15 protein-coding genes and 1 pseudogene are annotated in these 14,303 nt (G+C 45.3%); 8 read left to right on the top strand and 8 right to left on the bottom strand.

What is annotated here, in order from left to right:
• Window positions 1–3: 3 nt before the first annotated feature.
• From coaE to ICN48_RS02820, 5 genes are read right to left on the bottom strand one after another with little or no spacing between them, the layout of a single operon-like run.
• Window positions 4–690: a dephospho-CoA kinase gene (coaE, locus tag ICN48_RS02840; protein ID WP_216152240.1), complete on the bottom strand. Its 687-nt coding sequence runs from the start codon at window positions 688–690 to the stop codon at window positions 4–6.
• Window positions 645–1,145 (bottom strand): A24 family peptidase, encoded by a 501-nt coding sequence (locus ICN48_RS02835; RefSeq protein WP_216152239.1) that lies wholly within the window; start codon window positions 1,143–1,145, stop codon window positions 645–647. The genes coaE and ICN48_RS02835 overlap by 46 nt, the downstream gene beginning before the upstream one ends.
• Entirely contained in the window at window positions 1,145–2,191 is a 1,047-nt protein-coding gene (locus ICN48_RS02830; RefSeq protein WP_216152238.1) for a type II secretion system F family protein, read from the bottom strand. Before ICN48_RS02830 ends, ICN48_RS02835 begins: the two co-directional genes overlap by 1 nt.
• Window positions 2,182–3,261, bottom strand: coding sequence for a GspE/PulE family protein (locus ICN48_RS02825; RefSeq protein WP_216152237.1), 1,080 nt, complete (start codon window positions 3,259–3,261; stop codon window positions 2,182–2,184). The genes ICN48_RS02830 and ICN48_RS02825 overlap by 10 nt, the downstream gene beginning before the upstream one ends.
• On the bottom strand, window positions 3,258–4,550 hold the full coding sequence (locus tag ICN48_RS02820) for an HlyC/CorC family transporter (protein WP_216152236.1): 1,293 nt from the start codon (window positions 4,548–4,550) through the stop codon (window positions 3,258–3,260). The genes ICN48_RS02825 and ICN48_RS02820 overlap by 4 nt, the downstream gene beginning before the upstream one ends.
• Window positions 4,551–4,668: 118 nt before the next feature.
• Here ICN48_RS02820 and ICN48_RS02815 point away from each other — a divergent pair, with 118 nt between their 5' ends.
• On the top strand, window positions 4,669–5,184 hold the full coding sequence (locus ICN48_RS02815; protein ID WP_216152235.1) for a methylated-DNA--[protein]-cysteine S-methyltransferase: 516 nt from the start codon (window positions 4,669–4,671) through the stop codon (window positions 5,182–5,184).
• A 3-nt stretch (window positions 5,185–5,187) separates the two neighbouring features.
• Here ICN48_RS02815 and ICN48_RS02810 read toward each other — a convergent pair whose 3' ends face one another.
• A complete protein-coding gene (locus tag ICN48_RS02810; protein ID WP_216152234.1) occupies window positions 5,188–6,171 on the bottom strand; it encodes a squalene/phytoene synthase family protein in 984 nt (327 codons plus the stop codon).
• A 118-nt stretch (window positions 6,172–6,289) separates the two neighbouring features.
• On the opposite strand from ICN48_RS02810, the gene ICN48_RS02805 reads away from it, so the two are divergent.
• The gene (locus tag ICN48_RS02805) at window positions 6,290–7,705 is read left to right on the top strand and encodes a sodium:solute symporter family protein (protein ID WP_216152233.1); all 1,416 of its coding nucleotides are present in this window, start codon (window positions 6,290–6,292) and stop codon (window positions 7,703–7,705) included.
• 106 nt (window positions 7,706–7,811) lie between these two features.
• On the top strand, window positions 7,812–8,831 hold the full coding sequence (locus ICN48_RS02800) for a 2-dehydropantoate 2-reductase (protein ID WP_216152232.1): 1,020 nt from the start codon (window positions 7,812–7,814) through the stop codon (window positions 8,829–8,831).
• A gap of 73 nt (window positions 8,832–8,904) precedes the next feature.
• On the opposite strand, the gene ICN48_RS02795 is transcribed toward ICN48_RS02800, so the two are convergent.
• The gene (locus ICN48_RS02795; protein ID WP_216152231.1) at window positions 8,905–9,672 is read right to left on the bottom strand and encodes a fumarylacetoacetate hydrolase family protein; all 768 of its coding nucleotides are present in this window, start codon (window positions 9,670–9,672) and stop codon (window positions 8,905–8,907) included.
• Window positions 9,673–9,728: 56 nt separating this feature from the next.
• Between ICN48_RS02795 and ICN48_RS02790 the strand changes: the two genes are divergently transcribed.
• Window positions 9,729–10,658, top strand: coding sequence for a reductase (locus tag ICN48_RS02790; RefSeq protein WP_216152230.1), 930 nt, complete (start codon window positions 9,729–9,731; stop codon window positions 10,656–10,658).
• Here ICN48_RS02790 and ICN48_RS02785 read toward each other — a convergent pair.
• On the bottom strand, window positions 10,655–11,659 hold the full coding sequence (locus tag ICN48_RS02785) for a polyprenyl synthetase family protein (protein ID WP_216152229.1): 1,005 nt from the start codon (window positions 11,657–11,659) through the stop codon (window positions 10,655–10,657). The genes ICN48_RS02790 and ICN48_RS02785 overlap by 4 nt on opposite strands.
• A 75-nt stretch (window positions 11,660–11,734) precedes the next feature.
• On the opposite strand from ICN48_RS02785, the gene rplU reads away from it, so the two are divergent.
• The 4 genes and pseudogenes from rplU to proB form a co-directional block, all read left to right on the top strand.
• Window positions 11,735–12,046, top strand: coding sequence for a 50S ribosomal protein L21 (rplU, locus tag ICN48_RS02780; RefSeq protein WP_011902040.1), 312 nt, complete (start codon window positions 11,735–11,737; stop codon window positions 12,044–12,046).
• Between the two features lie 19 nt (window positions 12,047–12,065).
• Complete coding sequence (gene rpmA, locus ICN48_RS02775) at window positions 12,066–12,326, top strand: 50S ribosomal protein L27 (protein WP_011902041.1); 261 nt, start codon at window positions 12,066–12,068, stop codon at window positions 12,324–12,326.
• Window positions 12,327–12,414: 88 nt separating this feature from the next.
• Window positions 12,415–13,503 (top strand): GTPase ObgE, encoded by a 1,089-nt coding sequence (gene obgE / locus ICN48_RS02770; RefSeq protein WP_216152228.1) that lies wholly within the window; start codon window positions 12,415–12,417, stop codon window positions 13,501–13,503.
• A 20-nt stretch (window positions 13,504–13,523) separates the two neighbouring features.
• Window positions 13,524–14,300 (top strand): annotated as a pseudogene (gene proB, locus ICN48_RS02765) (glutamate 5-kinase); the annotation flags it as partial.
• Window positions 14,301–14,303: the final 3 nt, after the last annotated feature.

The following is a 14,303-nucleotide window of genomic DNA, read 5'->3' as shown; positions in this document are numbered from 1 at the left end:
ATTCTATGACGAACTGCTGGGATCTTTCTGAATCTGTAGGATTTTTTGGTGCAACTTCAAAACCTCGGCACGCAAGTCGTCTAGGCTACCTTGGTTTTCAATAACCATATCCGCATGGGCAATGCGTTCTTGCCTACTGGCTTGAGCTTTTAGGATGCTTTCCACTTCATTTCGGGGTAATTTGCTGCGGTGCATCACCCGTTCAATTTGAATCTCTTTTGGACAATCCACCACTACAAGGTAATCCAATAGGGATAACCAGCTTCCTGACTCAATTAATAGAGGCACCACAAAAACCAGGTAAAGAACCTTTGCTTGAATCAGCTGTTTTGCCTGCTGAATCGTTTCTGCCCGAATGAGGGGGTGGGTAATATCCTCTAAGGCTTTTCTGGCATGGGGGTCAGCAAACACTAGGGTACGCATCTTGGCCCTATCCAGCGCTCCGTTAGGGTCAATAAATTCTGGTCCAAACTGCTTTTGAATTAGGGGGACTGCAACTCCATTTAGAGCGGTGATCTGATGGGCTATGAGATCCGTGTCTATAACGCCCGCACCCAATTGAGCCAATTGATCGCTAACCGCAGTTTTACCTGAGCCAATACCACCAGTGAGGCCAATAAAAGGTGTATGCCCTTTTAGTTCACCTAGACTAGCTTGTTCAGAAGGAGGGTTTGTAGGGTTTGTGGCCATAACAACTCAATGATGCCAGCAATGGCAAGAAAAGGACCAAAAGGAAATGCTGAGCGATGATTTTGCTTATTCCATTGCAACCAAATGAAGCCGCCTATTAATCCAGATATGGATGCGATGAGAAGAATGCTGGGCAATGCATACCAACCAAGCCATGCACCTAGCGCTGCCAATAGCTTAGCGTCTCCCATGCCAATACCATCTTGCTTTTTAGCTAGTCGATAAAGAAGATTTAGAAGCCAAAGAGAGGTATACCCAAGAATTGCGCCAATGACCGAGTCTTGAAAAGAGACGAGCCCCTGGTTAGAAAAGCCACTCACCAACAGGCCAGATAGGATCAGCGGGTATGTGATGACGTCGTGCAATCGGAAGGTGCGTAAATCAATATAAGCCAAGTACATGAGGGTGGCTATTAAAAGAATTCGTATCCAATCGAGAAAAACTAGATTACCCATTAAACAATCTGTCCTAGATTAAAGATGGGGAGATATAAGATTATGACCAGACTTCCAACAATGAATCCGACAATCATAATTAACAAGGGTTCCAAGCTTTGACTTAAGGTATTGAGTCGATTACTTAATTGCGAGCCTATTATCGATGAGCGCCTTTGAAGCATTTCGGCAAGTGCACCACTTTCTGATGCAATACTCAGTAGTTGCAACGTTTCAAGATCAAATAATAAGTGCTTAGGATCTGCTTTTACTATGGCATCCCCAAGGGGCCAGCCGCGAGTCAGGTGTTTGAATATCTCAGCACTAAAATCATGGCTAAGCCAGTGATTGGATGATTGTGCGGTAACTCTAAGTGCATCCGGTAGAGGTAAGCCAGATTTTAGAAGGTGACCTAGAGTCCGGCACCAGCAAGTAAGAGTTGCCAATCTCAATAGCTGTCCAATGATGGGGATATAAAAGCTCAGTCGATCACAATGTTTTTGTAATCTTGGAAGCTTGGACCATGTAAGACTAAACAGCGCAGTGATACTGATTAGGAGAATAGTGGCGATGACATAGAATTCTTCAAGCCAAGACGATGCCTGAATTAATGCTTGAGTTGGTGCTGGCAAGTCCGCTTGAAAATGAGCAAATACATCCTTAAAGACGGGTACAACCCAAATCATCATGACGATTATCAGAAGACAAGAGCTGCTTAGGGTAATTATGGGATAACTCAGTGCCTGTTGAATTTTCCGGCGCAATTCAATTTGTTCCACCAGTTGTTGGCAAATTGTCTTCAGGGCCAAATTGAAATCACCAGTTCGCTCGCTTACGCGAATGAGATTAATAAACTCCATTGAAAATAGATTTTTTTGGGTACGCAGGCATTGGGAGAGGCTTTCTCCCTTTTTAAGTTGAGTATGGATATTGTTAACCCAGAAAAGCCAGGCTTTTGGGGCGGTTGAGTAAATTAGCTCAATCGCATTTAAGAGGGGTAGGCCTGCCTCTAGAAGTGTTAAGAGCTGCTCTGCAAAGTGAAGCTGGTCTTTTTTGCTTAATGCCATGAGCCTACCTCTGCATCCAGGGCCGCTTGATTGATAAGGCCGGCTTGCACGTGAATGAATCCAGCATCTCGCATCCTGATAGGTGAAGAAGATGAGCTAAACAGATGCGCCTTACTCAACACTTCATGGACGCCAATCCGCCCAAAGTAACCGCTGCCTTTACAGGTTTGGCATGGGGATTTTGTGATGAGATTTTTTCCGAGACAGCGCTGACAAGTCTTGCGTACCAAACGTTGTGAACTGACGCTCAAGAGACAAGACTCAAGAGATTCTTGATCAACCCCTAGATTTTTAAGTCTTGGAACTACCCCATTGGCGTTACGCGTATGTAAGGTGCTGAGTACGAGATGTCCGGTCTGGGCTGCCTGTATAGCCAGCTGAGCGCTAGCGGCATCTCGTATTTCTCCAATCATGATGACATCTGGATCCTGTCTCAGTAGGGCGCGAATGATGGTCGGAAAATCTAAGCCTGCTCTAGGGTGATACGCCACCTGATTGACGCCTGCGAGACGAATTTCAATTGGGTCCTCAATTGAACAAAGGTTGCGATGATCTTGATTGAGTTGACGCAGGCAGCTGTAGAGGGTCCGCGTCTTGCCGGACCCTGTTGGCCCAGATACCAAGATGAGCCCATGAGATTGAGAAAGTGCTTTCTGAAGTATCTCCAGTTGGTCTGGCAGAAGGCCAATTTCGTGAAGGTCGAGTTCATCAATAGAGCTTGGCAATATGCGGATAACCGCTTTTTCTCCATAAAGGGTTGGCAAAATGGAGACTCGGCAATCTATATTGGGTTTAGAAAAGTCATGACCTATGGAAAGTCGCCCATCTTGCGGAAGCCGTTTTTCTGCGATATCTAAACGGGCAAGAACCTTAATGCGCGTAATCAAGCGCTCATGACATTCAATAGGATGGTGCGACTGTATTTGCAGAAGACCATCTACCCGAATACGGATGAGTGTGGCTAGTTTTCCAGCCTCAATATGTATGTCACTTGCTCTAGCATCTAAGGCGTATGAAGTGATTTCATACCAAGTCCGAATGATAAGCGAGTCATCAGAAACAACACTCAATCTTGCTCTTGAACCAGTTTAGCGGGACGATAGAGTTTCACTGTCTTGATACCTTGATCATCAAACTGAATGATTTCCATGACGATACCTGCAATGCGAATACTGACATCATGGTCAGGAATGGCCTCGAGTTTTTCGAGAATAAGACCATTTAATGTGCGCGGTCCGTCCAATGGAAGATTCAGGTTAAGTAGTCGATTGAGGTCTCTCAGGGAAGCGCTACCTGTTGCTAGGTAGGTGCCATCAGCAAGCCAGCGAGGATCGGTAGAAAGGTTGGAGAAGGAGGTTGTGAATTCACCAATAAGCTCTTCTACGATATCTTCAAAGGTAACCAGGCCTAGAACTTCACCATACTCATTTACAACCAAACTTAAGCGTTGTTGGTTATCTTGAAAAAATTGCATTTGCTGTAAGACTGGCGTACCACTTGGGATGAAGTAGGGCTCATTTACTAAGGACCTAAAATCTTCATGCTTCAGGTCGGTGTCACCCAACAAAGATAGCGCTTTCTTGACAGAGAGAATGCCGATAATGCCTTCAGAATCGCCGTCACAGACGGGTAATTTGTTGTGATAGCAGGTTTCTAGTTGCTGCATTACTTCATCAATTGGCCTTGACAGGTCTAGAACCTCAATCCTGGATCTCGGTGTCATCACATCATCAACGGTAATATTTTCTAGGTTAAATAAGTTGAGCAGAATGTTGCGATGATGGTTGGAAACAAAGCGGTTTGATTCCAGAACGAGACTCCGCAATTCTTCTTTACTCATAGCCCTACTATCGGAGGAGGACTGTAAGCCAGAAACTTTCATCAGGCTAGATACAAAACTATTAATGAACCAAAGTAAAGGCTTGAGGACAAAAGTAAGTGGCAAGATAAACCAGCCCACATTAGAGGCAATCTTTTCAGGGAAGGCGGCACCAATGACCTTAGGGGTAATTTCGCTAAAGATGATGATAAGTAATGCAACCACTAAAGTGGCAATTGAAAGTACAAGGCCACTATCGCCAAAAATATGCAGAGCAATACCGGTTACTAAAATAGGTAATACCGTATTAATCAGATTGTTGGAAATCAAGAGTACTGATAACAACGAGTCAATCCGCTTTAATAATCTTTCCGCTAAAGCTGCTCCCGCATTTCCACCATTGGCCATTGCTCTTAGGCGATGACGATTGGAGGACAGCATGCTGGTTTCTGCCATCGAGAAAAAGCCAGAAAGCGCTAGTAAAAACAGGACCAGAGCAACTTGGCCATAAAAGGGCCAATCGTCAAAAAAAGTGTCCATTCGGTATGCCTGAAAAAAGTAAGTATGAGTCAATATAGCAAAGTGGCATTTGGCCGGCTATAGCTATGGACTAAAGGCCTGTCATCCCACCTGTGTATTTGTGTAAGAATTACCTGATATGGCTTCCTCAACAACACTATCATCCCCAAACAGTGCTAGCTACTGTGTTATTACAGCCCCTTTTGGATGTCTAGGCATTTTGACGGAGTTGGTGGAGGGTAGTTTGATGGTTTCCAGAATTGATTACTTGTCTGCTCATACGGCTTTAATCACACCACAGAATCAATTGGCTAAAGAAGTGGCGAGACAGTGCAAAGCGTACTTCAAAGACCCGCATTGGCAATTCGATTTACCAACCAAGCCTGCGGGCACCGAGCATCAGAGAAAAGTGTGGGCTAGCATTCAAGAAATCCCGGCCGGTAAAACAAAAACCTATGGTGAGGTGGCTCAGAAGATTAAAAGTGGGGCACGAGCTGTAGGCACGGCTTGCGGTGCTAATCCTTACCCTTTAATTGCGCCTTGTCATCGAGTGATATCGGCCCAGGGAATCGGGGGCTTCATGAAAGAAAACTCCCCTGGTTTATATCGCCAAATTAAGCTCTGGCTTTTAAAGCATGAGGGTGCTGTGAAATAACACTTATTTTGCTAGAGATCTACTACTAAGATAGAAAAAAGTCTTCATTAAGGTATCACTTTTAACGGCCCACTTTGTAAAGCCATAAAAAGTCATTACGGTATTTCTAGAAAGCTTGACTTCATCCTTTTTGGAAAATTCAGTTCGATTTGCAATCTTTGAAAGAGTCATGACAGCCAAGCCAAATGCTAAAAAACAAAAACGTCGCATACCCTGTTCTTGTTTGGGAATGAGCACAATGTAATTCAAAGAATCTTGAAGTTTTTGGTAAGCAATTTTCAGAAGATCTCTCTGACCTACATTGTTTGGCTTCCAGGACACGCCTCGCGCCTGATCCTCAGGGGAGTCTTTGAGGATATTGGTCATTTGCAGGGCTTGCCCGAATGCTTTTGCCAAATCTTCATGCCCTGCCATTTGCTTCTTAAAGGCGGTTGAATGGTTGCCAAAGATAGTTGTAAGCAGTTCGCCAACAACACCAGCAACTACATAGCAATACTCTTCAAATTCAGCGAGGTTTTTCAGGCCAGCTTGGCTTTGTTTCCCATGGAAATAAGACATTCCTTCAGACATGATCGAAACGCAACGGCTCACTGCTTCCTGATCATTGCTTGAGCAAGTATGCAAAATGCGCAGAACCGTTGGTGTATGTGCAATTAAATCTAGCTCATCTTGATTATTGTAGTTCTTTAATGCGTCTAGACATGGCTGCACAAACGTTTCTACAGGAGCCTTTTCAAGTACCGCATCTAAAAACAGTCCCGAAAGTAATTGTTTCGTCTGTGCACTTAAGTCTGCGGCATCCTCAATGGTGTCAACAATGCGGCAGAGTAAATAAGCATTGCCGACCACCCTTTCAATATTTGGGGGTAAGAGCGGGATTGTGAGCGCGAAGGTGCGCGATACAGACCCCAAAATGGCTTTTTGGTACGCCAGATCGGCAGATGGGATGGATGTCGGGGTTTGCGGGATTTGTTTCGGTGTTCTCACTCTTGAATTATGTCAGACCATCATCTTTCACGGAGCGCTCCAAAGAGGCGCCTTTTGTTATCTATCAAAAGTGACATAGCCATATAATTTCATCAAATTTCTGAAGGAGCATTTAGGCGTGCTAATTTGGTTCGTCATTATCTATTGGGTTATTTCCGTTGGCATAGGCTTGTGGGCAGCTTTGCGGGTGAAAAATACCGCTGACTTTGCTGCAGCTGGTCACAGTCTTCCTTTGCCAATAGTTACGGCAACAGTATTTGCTACCTGGTTTGGCTCTGAAACTGTTTTAGGTATTCCAGCTACTTTTCTAAAAGAGGGTTTGGGAGGGGTAGTTTCCGATCCCTTTGGATCTTCACTTTGCTTGATTTTGGTGGGCTTATTTTTCGCTCGCCATTTGTATAACCGTCGCATGTTGACGATTGGCGACTTCTTTCGTGAGAAGTATGGTCGAACTGTGGAGGTTTTAGTAACGCTGTGCATTGTGGTTTCTTACTTGGGCTGGGTTGCCGCTCAAATTAAAGCCTTGGGTCTTGTGTTTAACGTGGTTTCTGAAGGAAGCATTTCTCAGACTAGTGGAATGTTGATTGGTGCAAGTAGTGTGCTGATTTACACCTTATTTGGCGGTATGTGGTCGGTTGCGATTACCGACTTTATTCAGATGATCATCATCGTGATTGGTATGTTGTATATCGGTGGAGAAATGACGGCGCAGACTGGCGGCATTGGCGTGGTGATTGAGCATGCAGCTGCAGCGGGTCAATTTAGCAACTTCTGGCCAGAAATGAATTTGGCTTCGATTTTAGGGTTTGTAGCTGCTTTGTGCACCATGATGCTGGGGTCTATTCCGCAGCAAGATGTCTTCCAGCGTATCACATCATCGAAGAACGTCAACATTGCAGTGCAAGCTGCTCTTCTTGGCGGAGTTCTGTATTTTATTTTTGCTTTTGTGCCAATGTATTTGGCTTATTCAGCAACTCTCATTAGCCCTGATTTGGTTGATAAGTATCTCAACACAGATCCACAAATGATCTTGCCTAAATTGATCCTAAATCACGCACCACTCATTGCGCAGGTGATGTTTTTTGGTGCGTTACTGTCGGCTATTAAGAGCTGTGCCAGTGCAACCTTATTGGCGCCATCGGTTACTTTTGCAGAAAATATTGTGCGAGGTTTTTTCAAGCATTTATCTGATCAGGATTTGCTGAAAGTCATGCGGATTACGGTTTTATGTTTTGCAGTCATAGTGACCTTCTTTGCGGTGAACTCCGAGCTGTCTATTTTCAAGATGGTGGAGAGCGCCTATAAAGTCACTTTGGTTGCTGCATTTGTTCCGCTAGCGTTTGGGGTCTACTGGCCAAGAGCCAACTCCTTAGGGGGATTGCTAGCAGTGGTTTGCGGCTTAACTATCTGGATTAGCTGTGAGGTTTTAGCGCCCAATTCCATTTTGCCGCCCCAATTGGCTGGCTTATTTGCCAGTATTGCAGGCATGATTTTGGGTAGCCTAGTACCAAAAGACGCATTAAAAGCTGTTTAGAGTGTGATTTGCTGAAAAAAAGTTGCATATAGGAATATGTTGCACCGCAAAATATTCTCCTCTAATATGACAGTAATACAAAATTTTTTATTCTTATGGAGTTCCTATGAAAATCTGTGTGATCGGCGGAGGCGGTGCTATTGGCGGCTACTTAGCTGTCATGTTGGCACGAGCGGGCAATGAAGTAACTGTTGTTGCGCGGGGTGCAACTTTGGCCGCAATTAAAGAGCGTGGTTTAGCTTTAATCATGGATGATCAGCCAGAACCTTTGGTTGCTCAGGTTAAAGCAGTAGAAAAAATTCGTGATGCCCAGACACCTGACGTTGTGATTCTTGCGGTGAAGGCCCATCAAGTGGAGCCGATCATTGACGATCTAGCAGCCATCATGGGCCCCGAAACCATTTTGATCCCAATGCAAAACGGAATTCCTTGGTGGTATTTCCAGAAGTTAGGCGGCGAGTATCAAGATCATTCAGTTGAAACTGTGGATGCTGGCGGTGTTGCTAAGAACGCTATTAATCCAAACAACATTATTGGTTGCGTGGTGTATCCAGCGACTTTTACACAGGCGCCTGGTGTGATTCGCCACGTTGAAGGCAATCGCTTTCCTTTGGGTGAGTTAGATGGCCAGACAACTGATCGCATTCAGAAGATCTCAGAAATGATGAGCGCAGCTGGATTTAAGTCTCCTATTTTGGACGACATCCGTTCAGAGATTTGGCTCAAGCTTTGGGGCAATATGACTTTCAATCCAATCAGCTCGTTGACACATGGCACCTTGGAGGGCATCTGCCAATATCCATTAACCAAAGAGTTGGCTCGTAACATGATGGCCGAAGCCCAAACTATTGCTGAAAAGTTGGGTGTTACTTTCCGTGTTGATATCGAGCGTCGTATTGCGGGTGCAGAAAAAGTTGGTAAACACAAAACTTCCATGTTGCAAGACTTAGAAGCAGGTCGCAGTTTAGAGATTGACGCTTTGTTGGGATCGGTAATCGAGCTTGGCAAGATTACTCAAACTCCAACACCTTGCTTAAATACTGTATTTGCTTTGACTAAATACTTGGATGAAAACGTACAAGCTTCTAAAGGCAGCTTAGCTTTGCCATCAGTATCTGGTTACTAAGTAATAAAACTTTAGCATTAAAAACCCCCTTGCTATGTTCAGTAGCAAGGGGGTTTGTTTTAAAAAACCTGAATTACTCGAAACGATTATCGAGACGTCCCACGCCATCAATAATGATGCTCACGTTGCTACCAGGCTTCATGGAGCCAACGCCTACTGAAGTGCCGCAGGCAATGATGTCTCCTGGCGAGAGTGGTACATCTTGAGAAATCAAGCTCACTAGTTTTGCCGGCGAGAAAATCATATCTGCAATCGGATAGTTTTGGCGCTCTTGATCATTGAGAATAGTCTTGATTGTCAACTTACTTGGATCTACATCGGTGGTGATGTATGGACCAAATACACCAAAGGTATTAAAACTTTTTGCGCGAGTCCACTGCGCATACCCAGGGTCACGATTGAGGATTTCAATAGCAGTGACATCATTAATACAGGTGTAGCCAAAGATGGCTTTAGCTGCTTGTGCCTCATCGACCTCATAACAGTGTTTGCCAATCACAATTCCAAGCTCACCTTCGTACACTACTTTGCCGGAATAGGACTTGGGAGTGCGAATGACTTGGTTTGCTGCCAAGAAAGAGTTATTACCTTTGAGGAAGTACAAAGGCTCAGCAGGAACTGTATGCTCAAGCTTGGCGACCAATGCATGAAAGTTATCCACCATCGCAACCATCTTGGAGGGGGTACAAGTAATATCAATGACTACATCAGTTAACTTGATAGTGGCGCCGGTGGCTTTAGGATCATTAAATAAGTCACCTTCGTACACGGCAATTTGATCGCCCTGTACTTGCCCTAAACCACTTTTTCCTTGGTGTTGAAATCTAAGCCACTGAGCCATGATAAGTTCCTATGAAGTTAAATATTTGATATGCAATATCTTACAGGGATGAATTGATGTCTAAGACTTCTGAATTCACATTTGCACCAGAACAGGATCAGCCGGTGCGCTATATGGAGCGCACCCGAAGTTATTACTTGGGTTTGGGTTATGAGAACCCTTACGTATGGGCTCACTACATTGATGTGCCGTTTACCCCACTCAGAAAGCCGCTGACTCAGTCTGTAATAGGTTTAATTACTACAGCAGTTCCGTATGATCCTGATAAGGGGGCTCAAGGCCAGGGTGCACCCTACAATTCGGCGGCGAAGTTTTATCAGCCCTATCAAGAGCCTCTTGATGGAAATATAGATTTGCGTATTGCGCATGTAGGGGTTGATCGCAAGAATGCCAACATGGAAGATAGTCATTGCTGGTTTCCGCTGGACGCGGCGAAACGTGCAGTCGGAAGAATAAAGGCACTTTCACCAAATTTTTATGGTTTGCCTACCAATCGAAGTCAGCGTCATACATTAGAGATGGATGCCCCTCTCATTTTAGAAATGCTGAAAGCAGACGGTGTGGATGTGGCGATATTAATTCCGAATTGCCCAATCTGTCATCAGAGTCAAAGTTTGTTGGCGCGGTATCTGGAGTCTGCAGGCATTCCAACTGTGGTTATGGGTGCCGCTAAAGATATTGTGGAGCATTGCGGAGTGCCGCGATTTTTATTTAGTGACTTTCCATTAGGAAATGCAGCTGCAAGACCTAACGATACTATTTCACAGGATATCAATTTTGACTTAGCACTGCGTATTCTGGAGTCAGCTCCGGCTCCTCGAACAACAGTTCAATCACCACTGCAATGGTCATTAGACCCATCTTGGAAATTAGATTATTCAAATCTAGAAAAGCTGTCTTCACGAGAAATCGTACGATTACGTGAGGAGGCAGAGCAGGCGCGGATTACGGCGCGCGAACTCAGAGTCAGCAGCCTGGGGACTTAGGTTTGCCTCGTGAGCGAGTAAGCGCACAGGGCATGTAGTGCAGCACTAGCTTCGTTTTCTGGGAAGTTTTTTAGACAAGCTAAGGCCAGGTCAGCCTCACTTTTGGCTGCTGCTTGTGTGTAATCTAAAGCGCCCGAGTTTTGTACTGCAGCAAGGATTTGCGCAAACACATCATCTGGTAAATCTTGGTTTTGTTCAATGGCTGCGCGAACTAAAAAGCGCTCTTCGCTACTGCCGTTTTCAAGCAAGTAAATCAGTGGCAACGTAGGCTTGCCTTCGCGTAAATCATCACCAGCATTTTTACCCATCTGCGCAGCGTTTGCGGTGTAGTCCAGCAAGTCATCCATGAGTTGAAATGCCGTACCAATATGGCGACCGAATGCAGCAGCTTGTTCCCGCTGTACATTGGTAGCATTTGCCAGAATGGCGCCTAACTCAGTAGAAGCTTCGAAGAGCTTGGCTGTTTTGTAGCGGATGACTTGTAAGTAGCTGGCTTCATCTACTTCTGGATCATTCATATTGAGAAGTTGCAAAACTTCGCCTTCAGCAATCGTATTGGTTGCATCCGACAAGATTTGCATGACTCGGAGGTCATTTGGGCCAACCATCATTTGAAAGGCCCTGGAGTACAAGAAATCACCGACCAGAACGCTAGCGGCATTGCCAAAAGCAGCATTGGCTGTCTCTCGACCCCGTCTGAGGGTGGATTCATCAACTACATCATCATGAAGAAGGGTGGCCGTATGGATAAATTCGACAACAGCGGACATTTCCAGTGTGTGAGGCGTCTCCTTACCGTTAGCCAGGGCTTTGGCCACTAGCATCAGTAGAGCCGGCCTGACCCGTTTGCCGCCGGCCTGGATGATATAGCTTGAGATTTGGTCAATTAAGGCGACTTTTGAGGCCAAACGCTGATGGATGATCTCGTCTAAGGCCTTGAAATCTAAGGCAATTGGGGCCAAGATTTGGCTTAAGTCATTGATTTTGACAGTAGTCGTCATGCAAGATATAATAATGGGCTTAGCTAGTCCAGGGTGGATTAGCTTAAATGTAGATATTAATTGAGGTTTCAAACCATGTACGCGGTCATAAAAACCGGTGGCAAACAATATAAAGTTGCTGCAGGCGAAAAATTGAAAATAGAACAGATACCAGCGGAAATCGGCAGCGAAATCACTCTTGACCAAGTCCTCGCCGTTGGCGAAGGCGCTTCACTGAAATTAGGTGATCCATTGGTTAATGGTGCAGCTGTGATGGCCACTGTCGTCTCCCAGGGACGTCACGATAAAGTGACAATCTTTAAGATGCGCCGTCGCAAGCATTATCAAAAGCACCAAGGCCATCGTCAGAATTTCACTGAAATTTTGATTAACACGATTAAAGCCTAATTCAGGGTAGGAGAAAGATATGGCACAGAAAAAAGGCGGCGGCTCAACACGAAATGGCCGCGACTCAGAATCGAAACGCTTAGGCGTTAAGGTATTTGGCGGCGAGCATATTAATGCTGGCAGCATCATTATTCGTCAACGTGGCACACGTGTTCATCCGGGTGCAAACGTTGGTATTGGTAAGGATCACACTTTGTTCGCCTTGATTGACGGTCAAGTGGAATTCGGCGTTAAGGGTGCTTTGAAGAAGGCCCAAGTTTCAGTCTTGCCTCGTTCATAAGGCAGCCTGACTGAGATACGTTTGATTCAGATTTATTCCGAATTTAACTCTTAGGAACAGGCCTCGCTAAGCGAGGCCTTTTTTATTCATGAAATTTATAGACGAAGCACGTATTGAAGTGATTGCCGGGCAAGGTGGTGCCGGAAGCGCCTCTATGCGCCGCGAAAAATTCATTGAATTTGGCGGTCCTGATGGTGGCGACGGCGGCAAAGGCGGTAGCGTCTGGGCGATCGCCGATCGCAACATCAATACTTTGATTGATTACCGCTACGCGAAAACACACACTGCAAAAAATGGTGAGCCTGGTCGCGGCGCAGATTGCTACGGTCGTGCTGGTGATGATATCGAGTTGCGTATGCCGGTTGGCACGATCATTGCTGACTATGAAACCGGCGAGCCCATTGCTGACTTAACTACCCATGGCGAACGTCTTTGTTTGGCGCAGGGCGGTATTGGTGGTTGGGGCAATATTCACTTTAAGAGCAGTACGAATAGAGCGCCACGTCAAAAGACGAATGGCAAAGATGGTGAACGTCGAAAGCTGAAACTTGAACTAAAGGTTTTGGCTGACGTAGGTTTGCTGGGCATGCCGAATGCTGGTAAATCCACTTTGATTACTGCTGTGTCGAATGCTCGCCCAAAGATTGCTGACTATCCCTTTACAACACTGCATCCTAATTTGGGTGTAGTGCGCGTGGGAGCTGAACGAAGCTTTGTCATTGCTGACATTCCTGGTTTGATTGAGGGCGCAGCCGAAGGTGCTGGCCTAGGCCATCGTTTCTTAAGACACCTGCAGCGTACTGGCGTACTTTTACATCTGGTGGATGTTGCGCCATTTGATGAGAACGTAAATCCGGTAGCTGATGCCAATGCAATCGTGAATGAATTGCGTAAATACGATGAAGCTTTGGTTGAGAAGCCACGTTGGTTAGTCTTAAATAAAGTGGACATGATTCCTGAGGAAGATCGCAAGAAAGTAGTTGCAGACTTTATAAAGCGCTTTAAGTGGAAAGGCCCAGTATTTGAGATCTCGGCCTTAACGGGCTTAGGTTGCGACAAGCTTTGCTATTCTTTACAAGATTATTTGGACTCTGTACGTCGTGATCGTGATGATGCTGATGAGCGCGCTCAAGATCCACGTTATCAAGATCAGCCTGAAGATAAAAAACCAGATTAAATATTTGCTTGCCTTTTGCTATGAACGCTAAAAAAACTCAACGAATTGTTGTCAAAGTAGGTTCTAGCCTTGTTACCAATAATGGTGAAGGCTTAGATCATGCTGCGATTGCTATGTGGGCCGAGCAAATGGCAGGCCTGTTACAAGCTGGCCATGAGGTCTTGATGGTGAGTTCAGGCGCCATTGCTGAAGGTATGCAGCGTCTAGGTTGGACCAAGCGTCCACATGAGATCCATCAATTGCAAGCTGCAGCTGCAGTTGGACAGATGGGTTTGGTACAGGTTTATGAAAGCTGCTTTGCACGTTTTAATTTGCGTAGTGCTCAGATTTTGTTAACCAATGCAGACTTGGCTGATTCAGAACGCAATGCCAATGCAAGAGCAACTTTAGACACTCTTCTGAAGTTAGGCGTAGTTCCTATAATCAATGAGAACGACACCGTGGTAACCGATGAAATTAAATTCGGCGATAACGACAACCTTGCTGCTTTGGTAACGAATTTGATCCATGCTGATCTCTTGATAATTTTGACTGACCAGGGTGGACTATTTACTGCAGATCCACGTCAAAATCCAAACGCCACACTACTTACGGATGCTATTGCAGGAGATCCTGCCTTAGAAAAAATGGCCGGAGGTGCTGCTAGTGAGTTGAGCAAGGGCGGTATGTTAACCAAGGTATTGGCTGCAAAGATTGCTGTCAATACTGGCGCAGCGACAGTGATTGCTTCAGGGCACGAACCCAACGTACTAACTCGTCTAATTGCTGGCGAGAAAATTGGAACTCGCTTAAGCGCTAAT

It is taken from the genome of Polynucleobacter sp. JS-Safj-400b-B2, from assembly GCF_018881975.1.
Taxonomy (GTDB): Bacteria; Pseudomonadota; Gammaproteobacteria; order Burkholderiales; family Burkholderiaceae; genus Polynucleobacter.
The sequence above is the reverse complement of the archived record's forward strand: the minus strand, read 5'-3'. Positions and strand labels throughout refer to the sequence as shown.